This is a genomic window from Pseudarthrobacter sp. CCNWLW207 (assembly GCF_037203945.1).
In the GTDB taxonomy this organism is placed as follows: Bacteria; Actinomycetota; Actinomycetes; order Actinomycetales; family Micrococcaceae; genus Arthrobacter.
This window is the reverse complement of the sequence record NZ_JBBCBS010000006.1, coordinates 118,682-133,999: the sequence shown is the minus strand read 5'-3', so window position 1 is coordinate 133,999 and position 15,318 is coordinate 118,682. Positions and strand designations below refer to the sequence as shown.

13 protein-coding genes are annotated in these 15,318 nt (G+C 65.4%); 4 read left to right on the top strand and 9 right to left on the bottom strand.

Going from position 1 to position 15,318, the window contains the following annotated elements; genetic code table 11:
- Positions 1-84 precede the first annotated feature (84 nt).
- The gene (locus tag V9L17_RS12110) at positions 85-903 is read left to right on the top strand and encodes an HAD family hydrolase (protein ID WP_337346056.1); all 819 of its coding nucleotides are present in this window, start codon (positions 85-87) and stop codon (positions 901-903) included.
- Positions 904-1,025: 122 nt separating this feature from the next.
- Here the strand turns inward: V9L17_RS12110 and V9L17_RS12105 are convergent, their stop codons facing one another.
- The 9 genes from V9L17_RS12105 to V9L17_RS12065 all read right to left on the bottom strand — a co-directional run bounded on the left by V9L17_RS12105 (position 1,026) and on the right by V9L17_RS12065 (position 12,069).
- Complete coding sequence (locus V9L17_RS12105; protein ID WP_003792170.1) at positions 1,026-1,124, bottom strand: 30S ribosomal protein bS22; 99 nt, start codon at positions 1,122-1,124, stop codon at positions 1,026-1,028.
- 151 nt (positions 1,125-1,275) lie between these two features.
- Entirely contained in the window at positions 1,276-1,488 is a 213-nt protein-coding gene (locus V9L17_RS12100) for a helix-turn-helix domain-containing protein (protein ID WP_058931377.1), read from the bottom strand.
- 142 nt (positions 1,489-1,630) lie between these two features.
- Entirely contained in the window at positions 1,631-2,788 is a 1,158-nt protein-coding gene (locus V9L17_RS12095; RefSeq protein WP_337351596.1) for a 3-deoxy-7-phosphoheptulonate synthase, read from the bottom strand.
- Positions 2,789-3,097: 309 nt separating this feature from the next.
- Positions 3,098-4,117 carry an acetylxylan esterase gene (locus V9L17_RS12090; protein ID WP_337351595.1) on the bottom strand — a complete coding sequence of 340 codons (1,020 nt, stop codon included), beginning with the start codon at positions 4,115-4,117 and terminating at the stop codon, positions 3,098-3,100.
- Between the two features lie 51 nt (positions 4,118-4,168).
- Positions 4,169-6,718, bottom strand: a complete 2,550-nt coding sequence (locus V9L17_RS12085) for a glycoside hydrolase family 95 protein (protein ID WP_337351594.1) — start codon at positions 6,716-6,718, stop codon at positions 4,169-4,171.
- 184 nt (positions 6,719-6,902) lie between these two features.
- Positions 6,903-8,426 carry a rhamnulokinase gene (locus V9L17_RS12080; protein WP_337351593.1) on the bottom strand — a complete coding sequence of 508 codons (1,524 nt, stop codon included), beginning with the start codon at positions 8,424-8,426 and terminating at the stop codon, positions 6,903-6,905.
- The gene (locus V9L17_RS12075) at positions 8,423-10,474 is read right to left on the bottom strand and encodes a bifunctional aldolase/short-chain dehydrogenase (protein ID WP_337351592.1); all 2,052 of its coding nucleotides are present in this window, start codon (positions 10,472-10,474) and stop codon (positions 8,423-8,425) included. Before V9L17_RS12075 ends, V9L17_RS12080 begins: the two co-directional genes overlap by 4 nt.
- A 2-nt stretch (positions 10,475-10,476) precedes the next feature.
- Positions 10,477-11,643 carry an L-rhamnose isomerase gene (gene rhaI, locus V9L17_RS12070; RefSeq protein WP_337351591.1) on the bottom strand — a complete coding sequence of 389 codons (1,167 nt, stop codon included), beginning with the start codon at positions 11,641-11,643 and terminating at the stop codon, positions 10,477-10,479.
- A gap of 78 nt (positions 11,644-11,721) precedes the next feature.
- Positions 11,722-12,069: an L-rhamnose mutarotase gene (locus V9L17_RS12065; protein WP_337351590.1), complete on the bottom strand. Its 348-nt coding sequence runs from the start codon at positions 12,067-12,069 to the stop codon at positions 11,722-11,724.
- A gap of 151 nt (positions 12,070-12,220) precedes the next feature.
- On the opposite strand from V9L17_RS12065, the gene V9L17_RS12060 reads away from it, so the two are divergent.
- From V9L17_RS12060 to V9L17_RS12050, 3 genes are all read left to right on the top strand, one after another.
- On the top strand, positions 12,221-13,246 hold the full coding sequence (locus V9L17_RS12060) for a LacI family DNA-binding transcriptional regulator (RefSeq protein ID WP_337346281.1): 1,026 nt from the start codon (positions 12,221-12,223) through the stop codon (positions 13,244-13,246).
- A gap of 154 nt (positions 13,247-13,400) precedes the next feature.
- Complete coding sequence (locus V9L17_RS12055) at positions 13,401-13,793, top strand: iron chaperone (RefSeq protein WP_337351773.1); 393 nt, start codon at positions 13,401-13,403, stop codon at positions 13,791-13,793.
- 110 nt (positions 13,794-13,903) lie between these two features.
- On the top strand, positions 13,904-15,298 hold the full coding sequence (locus V9L17_RS12050; protein WP_337351589.1) for an FAD-binding oxidoreductase: 1,395 nt from the start codon (positions 13,904-13,906) through the stop codon (positions 15,296-15,298).
- Positions 15,299-15,318: the final 20 nt, after the last annotated feature.

Sequence of the window (15,318 nt, the reverse complement as noted above, 5' to 3'; positions counted from 1 at the left end):
AACCGTATCCCCCTTTAGTGGCGGACAGCGCGGCGCACGGCCACGCGGCAGGAGGGGCCGCACGCATTGACTAGACTCGGGGACATGCCCGAGGAGAAGTACGTCGCAGTTCTCACACAGCCGGCTGCGGTACCGCAGACCGGCGAGGCGGCGTTCTTCGACGTCGATAACACCCTCATGAAGGGCGCCAGCCTTTTTCACGTGGCACGCAAGATGCACCAGCGCGGAGCGTTCACCTTGGTCCAGGCCGCCGGATTCGCGTGGAAGCAGTTCAAGTTTGTGACGCGCGGCGAGAACATGGATGACGTCCATGCGGTCCGCGACTCCGCCCTCAACCTCGCCGCCGGAATCACTGTTGAGGACGTGAAGGCTCTCGGCGAAGAAGTCTATGACGAGATGATCGCCTCCAGGATCTGGCCGGGAGCAAAAGCCTTGGCCCAACAGCACCTGCGGGTTGGCCGGCGGGTTTGGCTGGTCACGGCCACCCCCATCGAGGTGGCAACGGTCATCGCCACGCGACTCGGGCTGACCGGTGCGCTGGGCACCGTCGGTGAGGTGGCGGACGGGATGTACACCGGACGCCTTGTGGGCGACATCCTGCACGGCTCTGCGAAGGCTGTGGCCGTCCAGGGCATTGCTGACGCCGAGGGACTGGACCTCAGGCGCTGCTGGGCCTACAGCGACTCCTACAACGACATACCGCTGCTGACCCTCGTGGGACACCCCGTCGCCATCAACCCGGACGCCAGGCTCCGCCGCCATGCCCGGGACAATAACTGGCCGGTGTATGACTTCCGCTCCGGCCGCCGCGCCGCCACCCTGGGCCTTAAAGCCGCCACAGCCGGCGGCGTCGTGTACGGCCTCTGGCGCGGCTTCTCCCGCATCCGCGGCCCCCGCATCTAGGTAGCAGCAGATGTCGTTATAGGCCCTCAAAACGACATCTGCTGCTACCTAGTTGGGTGGGGGCAAAACAAAATGCCCGCTGCCGGGAAGGCAACGGGCATTTCACGCAGTTCGAAGTATCTCTACTTCTTATTGCGGCGCTGGTGGCGCGTCTTGCGAAGCAACTTGCGGTGCTTCTTCTTGGCCATACGCTTGCGACGCTTCTTAATAACTGAACCCACGAAAGTTCCTCACAAACTAGATGCAGTACCTGTCTGATGGAAAGGTCCGTGGACAGAGCTACAGACTGAAACAACCGACAGATTCTTACAATGACGTAAAACGTTCCTTAACAGGGTACCGCTTATCCAGGGCACCCACTGACAGGGCCGCTCAGGCGGTCTCGGAGTGGCCGTCCACAACGGCGCCTTTAAGATACTGTTCAACGGCGCTTTCCGGGACCCGGTAGGAACGGCCGAAGCGCACTGCGGGCATTTCACCTGAGTGGACCAGCCGGTACACGGTCATTTTGGAGACGCGCATGACCTCGGCCACTTCGGCCACGGTCAGGAACTTCGCGTTTGAGAAGTTCTGTTCTGCGGACATTTCCCTTATTCCTTTGCTGACGGATGGACAACAGTGACCCCAGGTTTATGCCATTGCGGTGTGCCGATGCTGAGCCATCCACCAACCATGTGCTAGATACTCTAGAGGTTCATGGGGCTATTGTGAAAGTCACTGGGGGTAATCATTTCCCCGTACGGCGCTTGCGTGCCGACGAGGCGAGCTGGTCCAGCACCGACACGGAGACGTCCCATTCCATGCAGGCGTCCGTGACACTCTGGCCGTACACCAGTTCCGAGCGTCCGGCGGCGTGTTCGTTGACGTCAAGGTTCTGCGCACCGCCCACGAGGAAGCTCTCCAGCATTACGCCGGCGATGGCGTCGGCAGAGGGTCCGCCATCCTCCAGCTGCGAACCGATCTCCAGTGCAACTTCGGCCTGGCGGTGGTGGCTCTTGCCGCTGTTGGCGTGGCTGGCATCCACGACCAGTCGTGGGTTCAGCCCCTTGCCGGCCAGCTTGTCGGAAGCGCTTTCGACGTCGGCCGCCGAGTAGTTGGGCCCCTTGCGACCGCCTCGGAGGATGACGTGGGTGTCCGGGTTCCCGGCGGTGGCCACCAGTGCTGCCCGGCCGTCACCGTCGATGCCCAGGAAAGCCTGCGCCGCCGCGGCAGCTCCGCAGGCGTCGATGGCAACCTGCAGATCGCCGTCGGTCCCGTTCTTGAAGCCGATCGGCATGGAAAGGCCCGAGGCCAGCTGGCGGTGGATCTGGCTTTCCGTGGTCCGTGCCCCGATCGCGCCCCAGGAGATCAGGTCCGCCATGTACTGCGGACTGATGGGTTCCAGGAACTCCGTGGCCGTGGGGAGTCCAAGGGCGGTGACCTGCTGCAGGAACTGGCGGGCCGTCCGGAGCCCCGTCACCATGTCATGGCTGCCATCCAGGCGCGGATCGTTGATGAGGCCCTTCCAGCCCACGGTGGTCCGGGGCTTCTCGAAGTAGGTCCGCATAACGATCAGCAGGTCTTCCTTGTGCTTCTCGGCCTGGCTGACCAGCCGGCGGGCGTACTCCAGGCCGGCCTTGGGGTCGTGGATGGAGCAAGGGCCCACGATCACCAGGAGGCGGTCGTCCACGCCGTCCATGATGGCCCGGACTTCATCGCGTCCGCGTTCGACGACGTCAGTCACCCGGGCGTCCAGTGGCAGCTCGGCGATGAGCTCCTGGGGAGTGGGCAGGGCCGTGAACTCGCTGACGCGCAAGTTCGACGTGGTTTTTGCGGCCGGCGCGCCTGCATGCGCGGCGGCGCGTGGTGAGGGCTCTGTGGATGTGGCGGCTGTTGCGGTGCTCATGGTGGGTCCTGTTCCGGGAAAGGAAGGCGGACCCAGATCAGAGCCCGCCGGGAAAATGGCGAAGGGCAGAGAATCATCTCTGCCCTGCTGGCTCTGAAGGAAAGTTGGATGCGTGTCAGTTAGACGCGGGCCCCTCCAGAGCCAACGAAAAATACGCATACCAACGGTTAGTCATAGCCAAGACCATAACCGCACCCGGTGGCCGCCGCAAAATCGTGCCGTAATACAGGGCTCCCAAGCTTGTTCGCGGATCCGAACCGTGAGGGTCAGGATCCGCGAACAAGCTCAGTATTTACCGCTTACACCGGCTCAACCCGCGAGCTTCCGCAGGAACTGCAGCTGCTTAATCCAGTGGTACTCCTGACCGCCTTCGTGGTTGTTGAACCGGTAAACCTCGATGTCCTTGGCCGCCCCGGTGCCCGAGGAGTCAGCCGTGCCCGAGCCGTAGGCGTTGAAGCTGGCAAACACTGTCGAGGGCGGGCAGATGTCATCCATCTGCGCGGCCGAGTAGAGTGCCGGGGCGGTGGCTGAACGGGCCAGGTTGACGCCGTCGAAGTAGTTCAGCACGGCGAGCATGTGCTCGTACCGGTCCCGGTGCCTGCCCAGGAAAGCAGCGATCTCCGGGTAGGGCCCACGGGGCGTGATGTCGATGGCGCGCGGGAAGTCCTGCAGGAACGGGACGTCGGGCAACGCGGCGATGACGCCGTCGAGTCGTCCTGCCACGAGCCCGGCGACGGCCACCACAATGCCACCGCCCTGGCTGACGCCGGCCAGGACCACCCTCGTGGAGTCCACCTCCGGATGGGACTGGGCAGCTTCCACGGCCCGGAAGGCATCAACGTAAACGCGGCGGTAGTAGTAGTCCTCGCGGCTGCCCGCTCCCCTGGTCATCAGGCCGGCGTGCGCCACCTCGCCCGCGGAGGGGTGCGGATCCGCCGTCTCCCCCAGCGTCCCGCCGTAGCCCTGGCCCCGGGTGTCCATGATGAAGTGCGCGTATCCGGCCTGCGCCCACTTGGTGTCCTGGTTGACCAGGCCGCGGCCGCCCGAGTAACCGATGTACTGCACGACGACGGGAAGCTGGCTTCCGGCCGGACGGTTCGCCGGGAGATGCAGCCAGCCTTTGATGGGAGCGCCAGCGTATCCGGCGAAGGTCACATCGAAGGTGTCGATGACCGTCAAGTAGTTCTCTACTGGCTCGAAGGCTGCGTTGAGCGGGAAGGTCCTGGCCTCATCGATGGTGGCGTCCCAGAACTCCTGGAAATCGGACGGCGGCGTGACCTCGGAGGTGTAGCCGCGGAGCTGGGCAAGGGGGAGGTCGAAAAGGGGCATGCTGAAGGTCCTGTCAGATCTGGTTTGGCTGGAACTTTTGGGAATCGTATGTCATGCGGGCTCCCCCGCGGGGATAAAGGACGCCACGTTCAGAATCGTTGCCTGATGCGGCTCCAGATGAAGCTCGCGGGCAGTCCCACGATGGCGCACCAGGACGTCTCTTGCCGTCGGGGAGGTCAATGCTGCGCCGGTCAGTTGGCCGTCGTGCCATTCCAGGTCCACCTCCACACCCGGGCGTGCGCGGAGGCGGTGCGCGGCGCCGTCGGGCAGTTCCCGGGGCAGCGCCGGCAGCAGCTCGATTTCCGGCATACCGTTCGAGGTGCGGTGGCTCTGGACGAGGCATTCTGCCAAGCCGCCCACAAAGCCGAGGTTGCCGTCGATCTGGAAGGGCGGGTGCGCCCCGAACAGGTTGGGGTACAGTCCGCCGCTTTGGCCGCCGCGGTCCGTTGCCATGTCCCGGAAGTACAGCCTGAGGAGGTCACTGACTTTGTCCGGCTGGCGGAGGCGGGCCCGGAGCAGGATTTTCCAGGTAAGCGACCAACCGGTGGATTCGTCGCCGCGGCCGTCCAGGCTGGTACCCACAGCGGCTTCGAGGGCCGGCGTCAGGGGCGTGTCCCCGGGGTAGGCCAGGTACAGGTGACTGACGTGGCGGTGTTCCGGCTCCCACTCTTCCGGGTCGGCCAGCCACTCGCGGAGCCTGCCGCCACGGCCGGGTACAGGCTCCGGAAGGCGCGACAGGGCAGCTTTGGCCTCGGCCAGTACCGGGTCCGCTTCCAGTCCAAGGTCCTCGGCGAGGGAGCCCAGCATGAGGAACACGTCCCGGATCAGCGTCAGGTCCATGGTGGACGATTCCGCGGCCGCCGCCCGGGCATTGCTACCGTCCGGGCGCGGTGCCGTGAAACTGTTTTCCGGCGAAGTGGAGGGGCTGGTGCCCAAGGTACCGTCCGGGAACTCCAGCAGCAGATCCAGCGCGAATTCGGCTGCGCCCCGGATGGCGGGCCAGGCAGTGTCCCGGGCGAAGCGTTCTCCGGCAGCGGTGTCGGCTTTTGCGGAGTCGAGCCTTGTGCTGTCGGGTGCGCCAAAACGCAGGTGCTCCCACAGGTGTCGGACCAGCCACAGCCCGGCCATCGGCCAGAACGACCATTCCGGCGAGTGCGAGCCATGGCCCACGGGCTTGCTGTAACCCCAGATATCCGAATTGTGGTGCACCGCCCAGCCGCGGGCGCCGTAGTACTCCCTGGCGGTGGCCACGCCGGTCTCCTGCAGCGCCTCGATGAGTGCGAACAAGGGCCCGGCGCACGGAGCGAGACCTGTGGGTTCGGCTCCCCAGTAATTCATCTGCAGGTTGATGTTGGTGGTGAAATTGGAGCTCCACGGGGCCTGCAGCTGGTGGTTCCAGATGCCCTGCAGGTTGGCCGGCGTCCCGCGCCAGGCCGTTCCGCCGCGTGCTCCCGCCGCCCCGGTCCGCGAACTGGAAATCAGCAGGTAGCGCCCGTAGTTGAAGAGCAGCGCCGCCAGCCCGGGGTCCGCGGCGAGGGGCCCTTCAGAGTGGGTGTTGGCTGCGGCCAGGCGTTGGGCGGTGTTGACGCCCGCCCAAGCCGGTCCATTGATGGTGACGCTGCAGGCATCGTAGAGCTCCGCGTGGCTGTTTTCGTGGTGGGCAAGCAGCGCCTCCGGCCCCGCAGCCATGGCAGTGGCGAGGGTCTTGTGGGCAGCGTGCGCCGCCTCTGCCGCTGTACCCTCGGGCTGCCGGCCCAGCCCGCGGAAGGTAGTCTCCGTGGTGACATACAGGACGGCGCGGCGTGCCCCCATGGCGGCCAGGCCGCCGTCGTCCCTTGCTGCTTCGGTGCCGTTATGCTCCCAAGCCGCCACTACCGCGCCCTGGAGGCTCAGGGAATCGTCGTCGGAATACTCCACGGCGCCGCCGTCGTGCGAGGGTGGGACATCGCTGGGAAGCTTCAGTTCAAGGCCTGTCGACGACGGCCCCGCCGTGGGTGCCCCGGTCCGCCGGAGGATGCGCAGCTGTGAGTCCAGGCGCAGGGTCAGGTCCAGGCCCTGCGGTGCCTCTGTTTCCACCATAATCACCAGCGCGGACGGGTCGTGGGACGCAAAGGCCTCCACGCTGACGGTGCGGCCATCCACTTCGTAGCGGGTGGAGTTGACGGCGCGGGCCAGGTCAAGGGATCGGCTGTAGCCTGCCTGGTCCGCTGCAGCCGGGCTGCCCTGATCGCCGGAGAGGGCAATGGTGAGGAAAAGGTCCGCGAAGGGCAAGTAGGACTGCGCATGGCGGTGCTGCAGTTCTTTCAGTGTTTCGTGGGCAGAGGTGAAATCGCCCTCCTGGATCAGCCGCCGGGTTTCGGCAAGGATACGGTCGGCCCGTTCGCGGCTGAAGTGTGGTTGGAGGTCCTGGCTGTGCGGCGATCCGGACCAGGCGGACCCGTCGTTCAGCTGGAAGAGATGCTCCCGCGCCCCGCCGGCTGCCCCTTCCGGGAGCGCCCTGCCGCCGAACACCATTGCTCCGAGCCGCCCGTTTCCCAGTGGCAGTGCCTCGAGCCAGTTCGCAGCCGGGGAATCGTAGGCGAGGGTATGTTCTGTACGCACGGGATTAGATCCTAGGGGAATAAATCACACGAAAACAGGGGTTTGGGCAAGCGATTTCCCGCCGCCGCTCCAGCGTCCTGCGGGAACGCGCAAACGGGCACCACGCCCTGCGCGCGAACGTACACTTGACGCCCCGGCCCGGAAGGCCCAAGTGTACGTTCGCGTCAGTGTCGCGGACCAGGTCCTAAAGCCTCGAGAGCTCCGGGCTGAACGTCTGCAGCGCATGCGAACCACCCACCAAACTGCGCAGTTCCCTCAGCCCACCAGTGACCTGCCCGGCTGCCCTGGCCTGGACCAGGACGTTGCCGAGGGCGGTGGCTTCGACGGGTCCGGCGATCACGGGCTTGCCCGTGGCGTCGGCCGTGAGCTGGCAGAGCAGCCGGTTCTGGGAGCCGCCGCCCACCACGTGGACCACGTCCACGGTGCGGTCGGCGAGGCGCTCGGCGTCTCGGATGGTGCGTGCGTAGCCGATGGCGAGGCTGTCCATGATGCAGCGGGTGATGGCCGCGGGGTCGTCGGGGAGGATGTCCCCGATGCGGCGGACCGCTGCGCGGATGCGTTCGGGCATGTTGTCCGGGGCGATGAAGTAGGAGTCGTCCGGATTGATCTGCGGCCCGCCCGGGGGCAATGCCGCCGCGGCCGTGAGCAGCGCCGGGAGGTCCGGGGTGAATCCTTCTGCGGCCCAGGTCCGCTGGCATTCGCTGAGCAGCCAGAGCCCGCCCATGTTCCGAAGGTAGCGGATGGTGCCGTCCACACCGCGTTCGTTCGTGAAGTTCGCTTCCCGGCTGGCCTCAGTGAGGACCGGGTGCTTCAGTTCCAGCCCCACCAGCGACCAGGTGCCGGAGGAGATGTAGGCGAAGTTCTCCTCCTGGGCGGGCACGGCGGCGACGGCGGAGGCGGTGTCGTGCGAGCCGACGGCCACCACCTTGGTGCCGGCCGGCAGGCCGATCTGTGAGGCGATCCCGGGCAGCAACGTGCCGACGGTTTCGCCCGGTTGGACCAGCGGCGGGAACAGCTTCCGGGGCAGGCTCAGGGCGGCGAGGAACTCCGTGGCCCACTCCCCCGCGACGGCGTCGAACAGGCCGGTGGTGGAGGCGTTGGTCGCCTCAGTGCGGCGCTGACCTGTGAGGAAGTAGGCGATCAGGTCCGGGATGAGCAGCGCCTGCACCCCGGCCAAGTCCGGCTCGGCGGCCAGCTGGTAGAGGGTGTTGAACTGCAGGAACTGCAGCCCGGTGGTTCCGTAGAGGCGCGCCGGGTCCAGTTTCCGGTGCACGGGGGCGACGGCGGCCCGGCTGCGGTCATCGCGGTAACTGTACGGCTGGGCGATGAGTTCCCCAGCCTTGTTGACCAGGCCGTAGTCCACCGCCCAGGTGTCGATCCCGATGCTCGTGATCGTTTCGTCCTGCACGGCTGCCACGGTGGCGGCCGCCGAGAGGCCCGCCAGTACCTCAGCGAACAGGGCGTCGAAATCCCAGCGGAGGCCGCCGTCCATCTCCACCACACCGTTGGGGAACCGGTGTACCACTTCCAGCTCAACGCTCCGCGCGCTCCCGGGATGACCTGCGTCGTCCTTGATCCGGCCCAGGATGACCCGGCCGGAGGAAGCGCCAATATCGACGGCGGCGAAGACACTGCCGGCGAAAACGCCGCGGGCGGAAGTACCGCCGCCGTCGACACCTCCCTGCGCACGGGATACGGGTGTGCTCATCGGAGGAAGGCTGCTGCCACTCCGGCGTCCACGGGGATGTGGAGTCCGGTGGTGTGGGACAGCTCGGCGCTGGTCAGGACCGCGGCGGCGTTGGCCACGTGCTCGGGCAGGACTTCGCGCTTGAGCAGGGTGCGCTGGGCGTAGTACTTGCCCAGTTCCTGCTCGTCCACGCCGTAGACGGCGGCGCGCTTGGCGCCCCAGCCGCCGGCGAAGATGCCCGAGCCGCGGACCACGCCGTCGGGGTTGATGCCGTTGACGCGGATGCCGTACTCGCCAAGTTCGGCCGCGAGGAGCCGGACCTGGTGGGCCTGGTCTGCCTTGGTGGCGGAGTAGGCGATGTTGTTCGGGCCTGCGAACACGGAGTTCTTGGAGGAGATGTAGATGACGTCCCCGCCCATGTCCTGGGCGATCATGACCCTGGCCGCGGCCTTGGCCACCAGGAACGAGCCCTTGGCCATGACGTTGTGCTGCAGGTCCCAGTCCTTCTCGGTGGTTTCCAGCAGCGGCTTGGAAATCGACAGGCCGGCGTTGTTGACCACCAGGTCCAACCCGCCGAAGGCCAGCACCGCGGCGTCGATCGCTGCGATGACCTGGGCCTCGTCCGTGACGTCGGCCTGGACCCCGATGGCGACATCCGGCCCGCCGAGCTCGGCGGCTACGGCCTGGGCGTTCTCCAGGTTCAGGTCAGCGATGACCACGCAGGCGCCTTCCGCGGCGAGGCGGGTGGCGATGGCCTTGCCGATGCCCGACGCCGCACCCGTGACCAGTGCGATGCGGGTGGCGTGGGACTTGGGCTTGGGCAGGCGTGCCAGCTTGGCTTCCTCCAGCGACCAGTACTCGATCCGGAACTTCTCTGATTCCTCGATCGGGGCGTAGGTGGAGATCGCTTCGGCACCGCGCATGACGTTGATGGCGTTGATGTAGAACTCACCGGCAACCCTGGCGGTCTGCTTGTTCGCACCGTACGAGAACATGCCCACGCCCGGGACCAGGACGATGGCCGGGTCCGCGCCGCGCAACGCCGGGCTCTCCGGGGTGGCGTGGCGGTCGTAGTAGGCCTGGTAGTCCTCGCGGTAGTCAGCGTGCAGCTCCTGCAGCCGCGTGATCGAATCCTCGACCGAGGCGTCCGCCGGCAGGTCCAGGATCAGCGGCTTGACCTTAGTGCGCAGGAAGTGGTCCGGGCAGGACGTACCCAGCGCACCCAGGCGTGGGTGCTCTTCCGCGGCCAGGAAGTCAAGGACGACGGCGTCATCGCTGAAGTGCCCCAGCTGCGGCTTGTCAGTGGACGCCAGGCCGCGGATCACCGGTGCCAGCGCGGCGGCCTTGGCGCGGCGCTCGGCTTCGGGCAGTGCGCCGTAGCCCGGGAGTTTGGGACCGAAGGGTTCAGCCTTGCCATTGTCCTTGATGTACTTCTCGGCCTGTTCGATGATCCACAGCGAGTTCTGCTCGGCTTCTTCACTCGTGGCGCCCCAGGCGGTGATGCCGTGGCCGCCCAGGATGGTGCCGATGGCCTGCGGGTTGGCGTCCTTGATCGCGGCGATGTCCAGGCCCAGCTGGAACCCGGGACGGCGCCACGGAACCCACACCACCTTGTTGCCGAAGATCTTCGTGGTCAGGGCCTCGCCGTCCACCGCGGTGGCAATGGCGATCCCGGAATCCGGGTGCAGGTGGTCCACGTGCGCGGCGTCCACCAGGCCATGCATGGCGGTATCGATCGACGGCGCGGCGCCGCCCTTGCCGTGCAGGCAGTAATCAAAAGCGGCCACCATCTCATCTTCACGTTCAACGCCCGGGTAGACGTTCTTCAGGGCGTTCAGCCGGTCCAGGCGCAGCACCGCGAGGTTCTGGGCCTTCAATGTGCCGAGGTCCCCGCCGGATCCCTTGACCCAGAGCAGCTGGACGTCCTCGCCCGTGACCGGGTCCTTCTCCGCGCCCTTGGCCGAGGTGTTGCCGCCGGCGAAGTTGGTGTTCCGTTTATCCGCGCCCAGGCGGTTGGAACGCGAAATCAGGTCTTCAACAGTCTTGTTGCTGGTGTTTTGCATGTTCATGCCTAAGCGCCCCATCCGGCTTGCTGGCCGCCGACGCGGTCCTCGTTGATCTGTTTCTGGTAACCGCTGGCCTTGAACGCGGCCATCGGGTCCGCGGGCAGGCCGCGGGATTCACGCCATTCGGCCAGGATGGGCCGGACGTCGGTGTAGAAGGCGTCGTTGAACACGGCGTTGGCAGCCAGGACATCCCCGGTGCGCTGGGCCTCGCCCAGGGCTGCAGTGTCCACAAGCAGGGCCCGGGCAGTCATTTCCTGGACGTTCAGGACCGAGCGGATCTGGCCCGGGATCTTCTCTTCCAGGTTGTGGCACTGGTCCAGCATCAGCGCGACGCCGGAGTCTTTGCCGAAGCCGCCGCCGCGGATGACCTCGTACATGATGCGGAACAGCTGGAACGGATCCGCCGCCCCCACGATCAGGTCATCATCGGCATAAAAGCGGGAGTTGAAGTCAAAGGAACCCAGCTTGCCCAGGCGCAGCAACTGCATCACGATGAACTCGATGTTCGTGCCCGGCGCGTGGTGCCCGGTGTCCAGGCAAACGAAAGCCTTCTCGCCCAGGGCAAGGGTCTGCGCGTAGGACGTGCCCCAGTCCGGAACATCGGTGTGGTAAAAAGCGGGTTCGAAGAACTTGTACTCCAGCACCAGGCGCTGTTCATCGCCCAAGGCCGCGTAGATCTCCTGCAGCGACTCGGCCAAACGGTCCTGGCGGCCGCGGAGGTCGTCCTGGCCCGGGTAGTTCGTGCCGTCCGCCAGCCAGATCTTCAGGTCCTTGGACCCCGTGGCGTGCATGATCTCTATGCAGTCCAGGTGGTGCGCGATCGCGCGGCGGCGGACGGTCTCGTTGGAGGAGGTCAGGGAGCCGAATTTGTACTCGTCATCCTGGAACGTGTTGGAGTTGATCGTGCCCAGACCCACGCCCAGGCCCTCCGCGTACTCCTTCAGGGCGGCGTAGTCATCCACCTTGTCCCACGGAATGTGCAGCGCCACAGTAGGGGCCAGGCCAGTGAGCTCATGCACCTTCGCGGCGTCCGCGATCTTCTCCTGCACCGTCCGCGGCGTGCCCGGCGTACCGAACACCTTGAAACGCGTGCCTGAATTTCCATAAGCCCACGAAGGGACCTCGATGGCAAGCTCCCCGAGCCTGCCCAGCGCCGTTGCTACGTCATTCATGATGAGTTCTTTCCGGTTTTATGTGTTGCTGTGGTCTGGATGGTGTTGCAGCGGCCCCGCTGCTGGGGCCGGTGAGGTTCAGCGGGCGGTGGACTCCGCTGCCGCCAGCTGGTCGTCAAGGTTGAAGACTTCTTCGAGGACCTGGAACCCTTCGTCGGGTGCCTGGTCCGTGTTATTGAACAGAGTGGCCATCTCGGCCTGCCAGCGGGTGTTGACCTCGGTCAGCGCCATCCGAGCCCGGACGGCGTCGAAGTCCTCGCATTCCACGTAGCCCACAAGAAGCCCGTCCTCGCCCAGGAACAGCGAGTAGTTGTTCCAGCCGGCGTCCTTCAGGGCACGGAGCATCTCAGGCCACACGGCAGCGTGCCGCCGCCGGTACTCGTCGATCAGTCCCGGCTGGACCGAGGAGCGAAAACACACCCTCATCTGCGACTCTCCTGAACTTTCCGTTGTTTGAATCGTTTCATTGTTACGATTCAAAGTACTCTTGAAGGCAAGTAGGTGTCAAGCAATTTCTAGACCACAATCGGGGACTACGGGAAAAGTGCAGCACGCGGCATACAAGCCATGGAGAATGATGAATCGCTCAGCCAGCATCAAGGACGTCGCAAACCACGCCAGCGTTGCCGTGGGCACGGTCTCAAATGTCCTGAACTATCCGGACAGGGTTTCCCAGCGAACCAAGGAGCGTGTGCTCCGTGCCATCGACGAGCTGGGCTTCGTCCGCAATGACGCCGCCCGCCAGTTGCGCGCCGGCCAGAGCCGCACCATCGGACTGATCGTCCTCGATGTTGGCAACCCGTTCTTCACATCCGTGGTGCGCGCCGCCGAAGACGCCGCGGCGCTCCTTGGCAGTGCCGTGCTGCTCGGCGACAGTGGCCACAACGCCAGCCGCGAATCCAACTACATCGACCTCTTCCAGGAACAGCGCGTCCAAGGCCTCCTCATCTCCCCCGTCGGCGACGTTACCGACCGGCTGGACCTGCTCCGTGAACGCGGTGTGCCCACCGTCCTGGTGGACCGCCTGGCCGACGAGAGCAAGTACAGTTCAGTCTCCGTGGACGACGACGCCGGCGGTTACCTGGCTGCGCGGCACCTGTTGGACACCGGCCGCCGTCGGCTCGCCTTTGTGGGAGGCCCCACCTCCATCCGCCAGGTAGCCGACCGCCTGCAAGGCGCCCAGCGGGCGGTCAAGGAGGAACCCGATGCCACCCTTGAGGTCCTTGATTCCGACGGGCAGACGGTGTTGGCCGGCCGGAGCGTTGGCAACATGCTCGTGGAGCGCGGAGACCTGCCGGATGGCATCTTCTGCGCCAACGACCTGCTCGCCCTGGGCGTGATGCAGTCGCTGACCATGACGCACACGCTGAGGATTCCCGAGGACATCGCCCTGATCGGCTACGACGACATCGACTTTGCCGTCTCAGCCGTGGTGCCGCTTTCCTCTATCCGCCAGCCCACCGAGGCGCTGGGACGAACCGCCATTGAACTACTGGCCGAAGAAGTGGAATCCGAGAATCCCAGGCACCGCGCCGTGGTGTTTACTCCGGAACTGGTGGTCCGTCAAAGCACCGGACCGGCGGAGCGGTCCACCGCCGGCTGAGGAGCGAGCACTTCGAGCAGTTCTGGAGAAGCCACTGAGGCGTACGGACACTAGCGTGGGTCCCACCAGACCATGACGGAAGGAACCCGAAGTGACGGAAAAACCAGCCACCACCAAGCCCTACGAAGGCTTCGATGCGGAAGAACGCGCGGCAATGAAGGAACGCGCCCAAGAGCTCAAGACCGAGTCGCGAAAGGGTGCGCGCAGCGCCAAGGCAGACGGAGAGGGCGAAGTTCTCGCGAAGATCGCCGAAATGTCGGAACCGGATCGGGCCATCGCGGAGCGCCTCCACGCCATCATCAAGGAACACGCACCGGAACTCGCGCCGAAAACCTGGTACGGGATGCCTGCTTACGCCAAGGACGGCAAGGTGGTCTGCTTCTTCCAGCCCGCCGACAAATTCAAGGCCCGCTACGCAACGCTGGGATTTAGCGACCCCGCGAACCTGGACGATGGCAACATGTGGCCCACTTCCTACGCACTGACCGAACTCACCGCCGCCGATGAAGCGATGATCGTCAGACTCATGAAGAAGGCGATCAGCTAGAAACGTAGGGGCGGTCCTTCGCGCGGCTTGCATGGGCTGCTTCAGTTCTCTCTTGCCAGTTCGTCCCAACGGTGGGATTCTGCTCGAAGGAGAGAGAGGTCCGTGAGTCCATGGCACAGGGCGCGAAGATCGACGACGGCGCTGTCGGCGAGCTGCAGGCATCCTTTCAGGGCGAACTCGTCCGTCCGGATGATGCTGGTTACAACGAGCATCGCAAGGTGTGGAACGGATCGATTGATCGCCATCCCGCCTTGATTGCCCGCTGCACCGGCGTTGCAGATATCCGGGCCGCCCTCCGGCTCGCCCGCTCACAGGATCTTCTCGTCGCCGTGCGGGGAGGGGGTCACAGCTTCCCTGGCCTGTCAGTGTGCGACGACGGCATGCTCATCGATCTCGGGCCGATGAAGGGGATTCGAGTAGATCCTGAGGCACGAACGGCACGTGTCCAGGCCGGTGTGCTGCTTGGTGAACTCGACCGCGAGACGCAGGAGTACGGTCTCGCGGTTCCTTCCGGGATCGTCACTCATACGGGAGTGGCTGGCCTTACCCTGGGCGGCGGCATCGGGTGGGTCATGCGCAAGTACGGACTCACCATCGACCAGCTGTTGTCCGTAGACATGGTCACCGCTGACGGCGAGGCGGTCAGGGCCAGCGCGGACCAGAACTCCGATCTCTTCTGGGGGGTGCGGGGCGGCGGCGGGAACTTCGGCATCGTCACTGAGTTCGAGTTCCGCCTTAATCCTGTGGGCCCCTACGTCATGGCGGGCCCGGTCTTCTGGGCGATGGAAGATGCCCCGGAAGTGCTGCGGTTTTATCGCGACTGGCTCGCGGACTGCCCCGATGAACTCATGACGATTGCCGTGCAGCGCAGGGCGCCGGCGCTTCCGATTGTGCCGCCCGAACTGGTGGGCAAGCTCGTCCTGGCGGTCACTGCATGCTATGCGGGACCGGTCGAGGAGGGCGAACGGGTCCTGCGGCCGCTCAAGGAATTTGGTTCACCGGTTCTCGATCTTTGCCGGCCAAAGCCGTTTCTGGAGCATCAGAAAACATTCGATCCGTCCTACCCCCACGGCTGGCACTACTACGTCAGGTCCTGCGACGTCGCAGCGCTCAGCGACGACGTCATTGACATCGTCGTCGAGCACGGCAGCCGCATCACCTCGCCGGTTACCAGCATCGCCCTCTGGCAGATGGGCGGCGCGGTGGGGCGCATCGACGAGGGTGCCACCGCGTTCAATGGCCGCCAGGCCGGATTCACCTTCAACATCAACGGCAACAGCAAGACCGCCGAGGGCTTCGCCGCTGAGCGCCAGTGGGCCCGGGACTATTGGTCGGCCCTCGCCCCCCACCACACCAGCGTCTACGTGAACTTCCTGATGGAAGAGGGCGAGGAGCGGGTCAGGCAAGCTTATGGCGCAGCGAAGTACGACCGGCTCAAAGCACTCAAGCGCAAGTACGACCCCACGAACTTCTTCACCTTGAACCAGAACATCAAGCCGGACTGACGCCTTTCTCCTGACGGAAG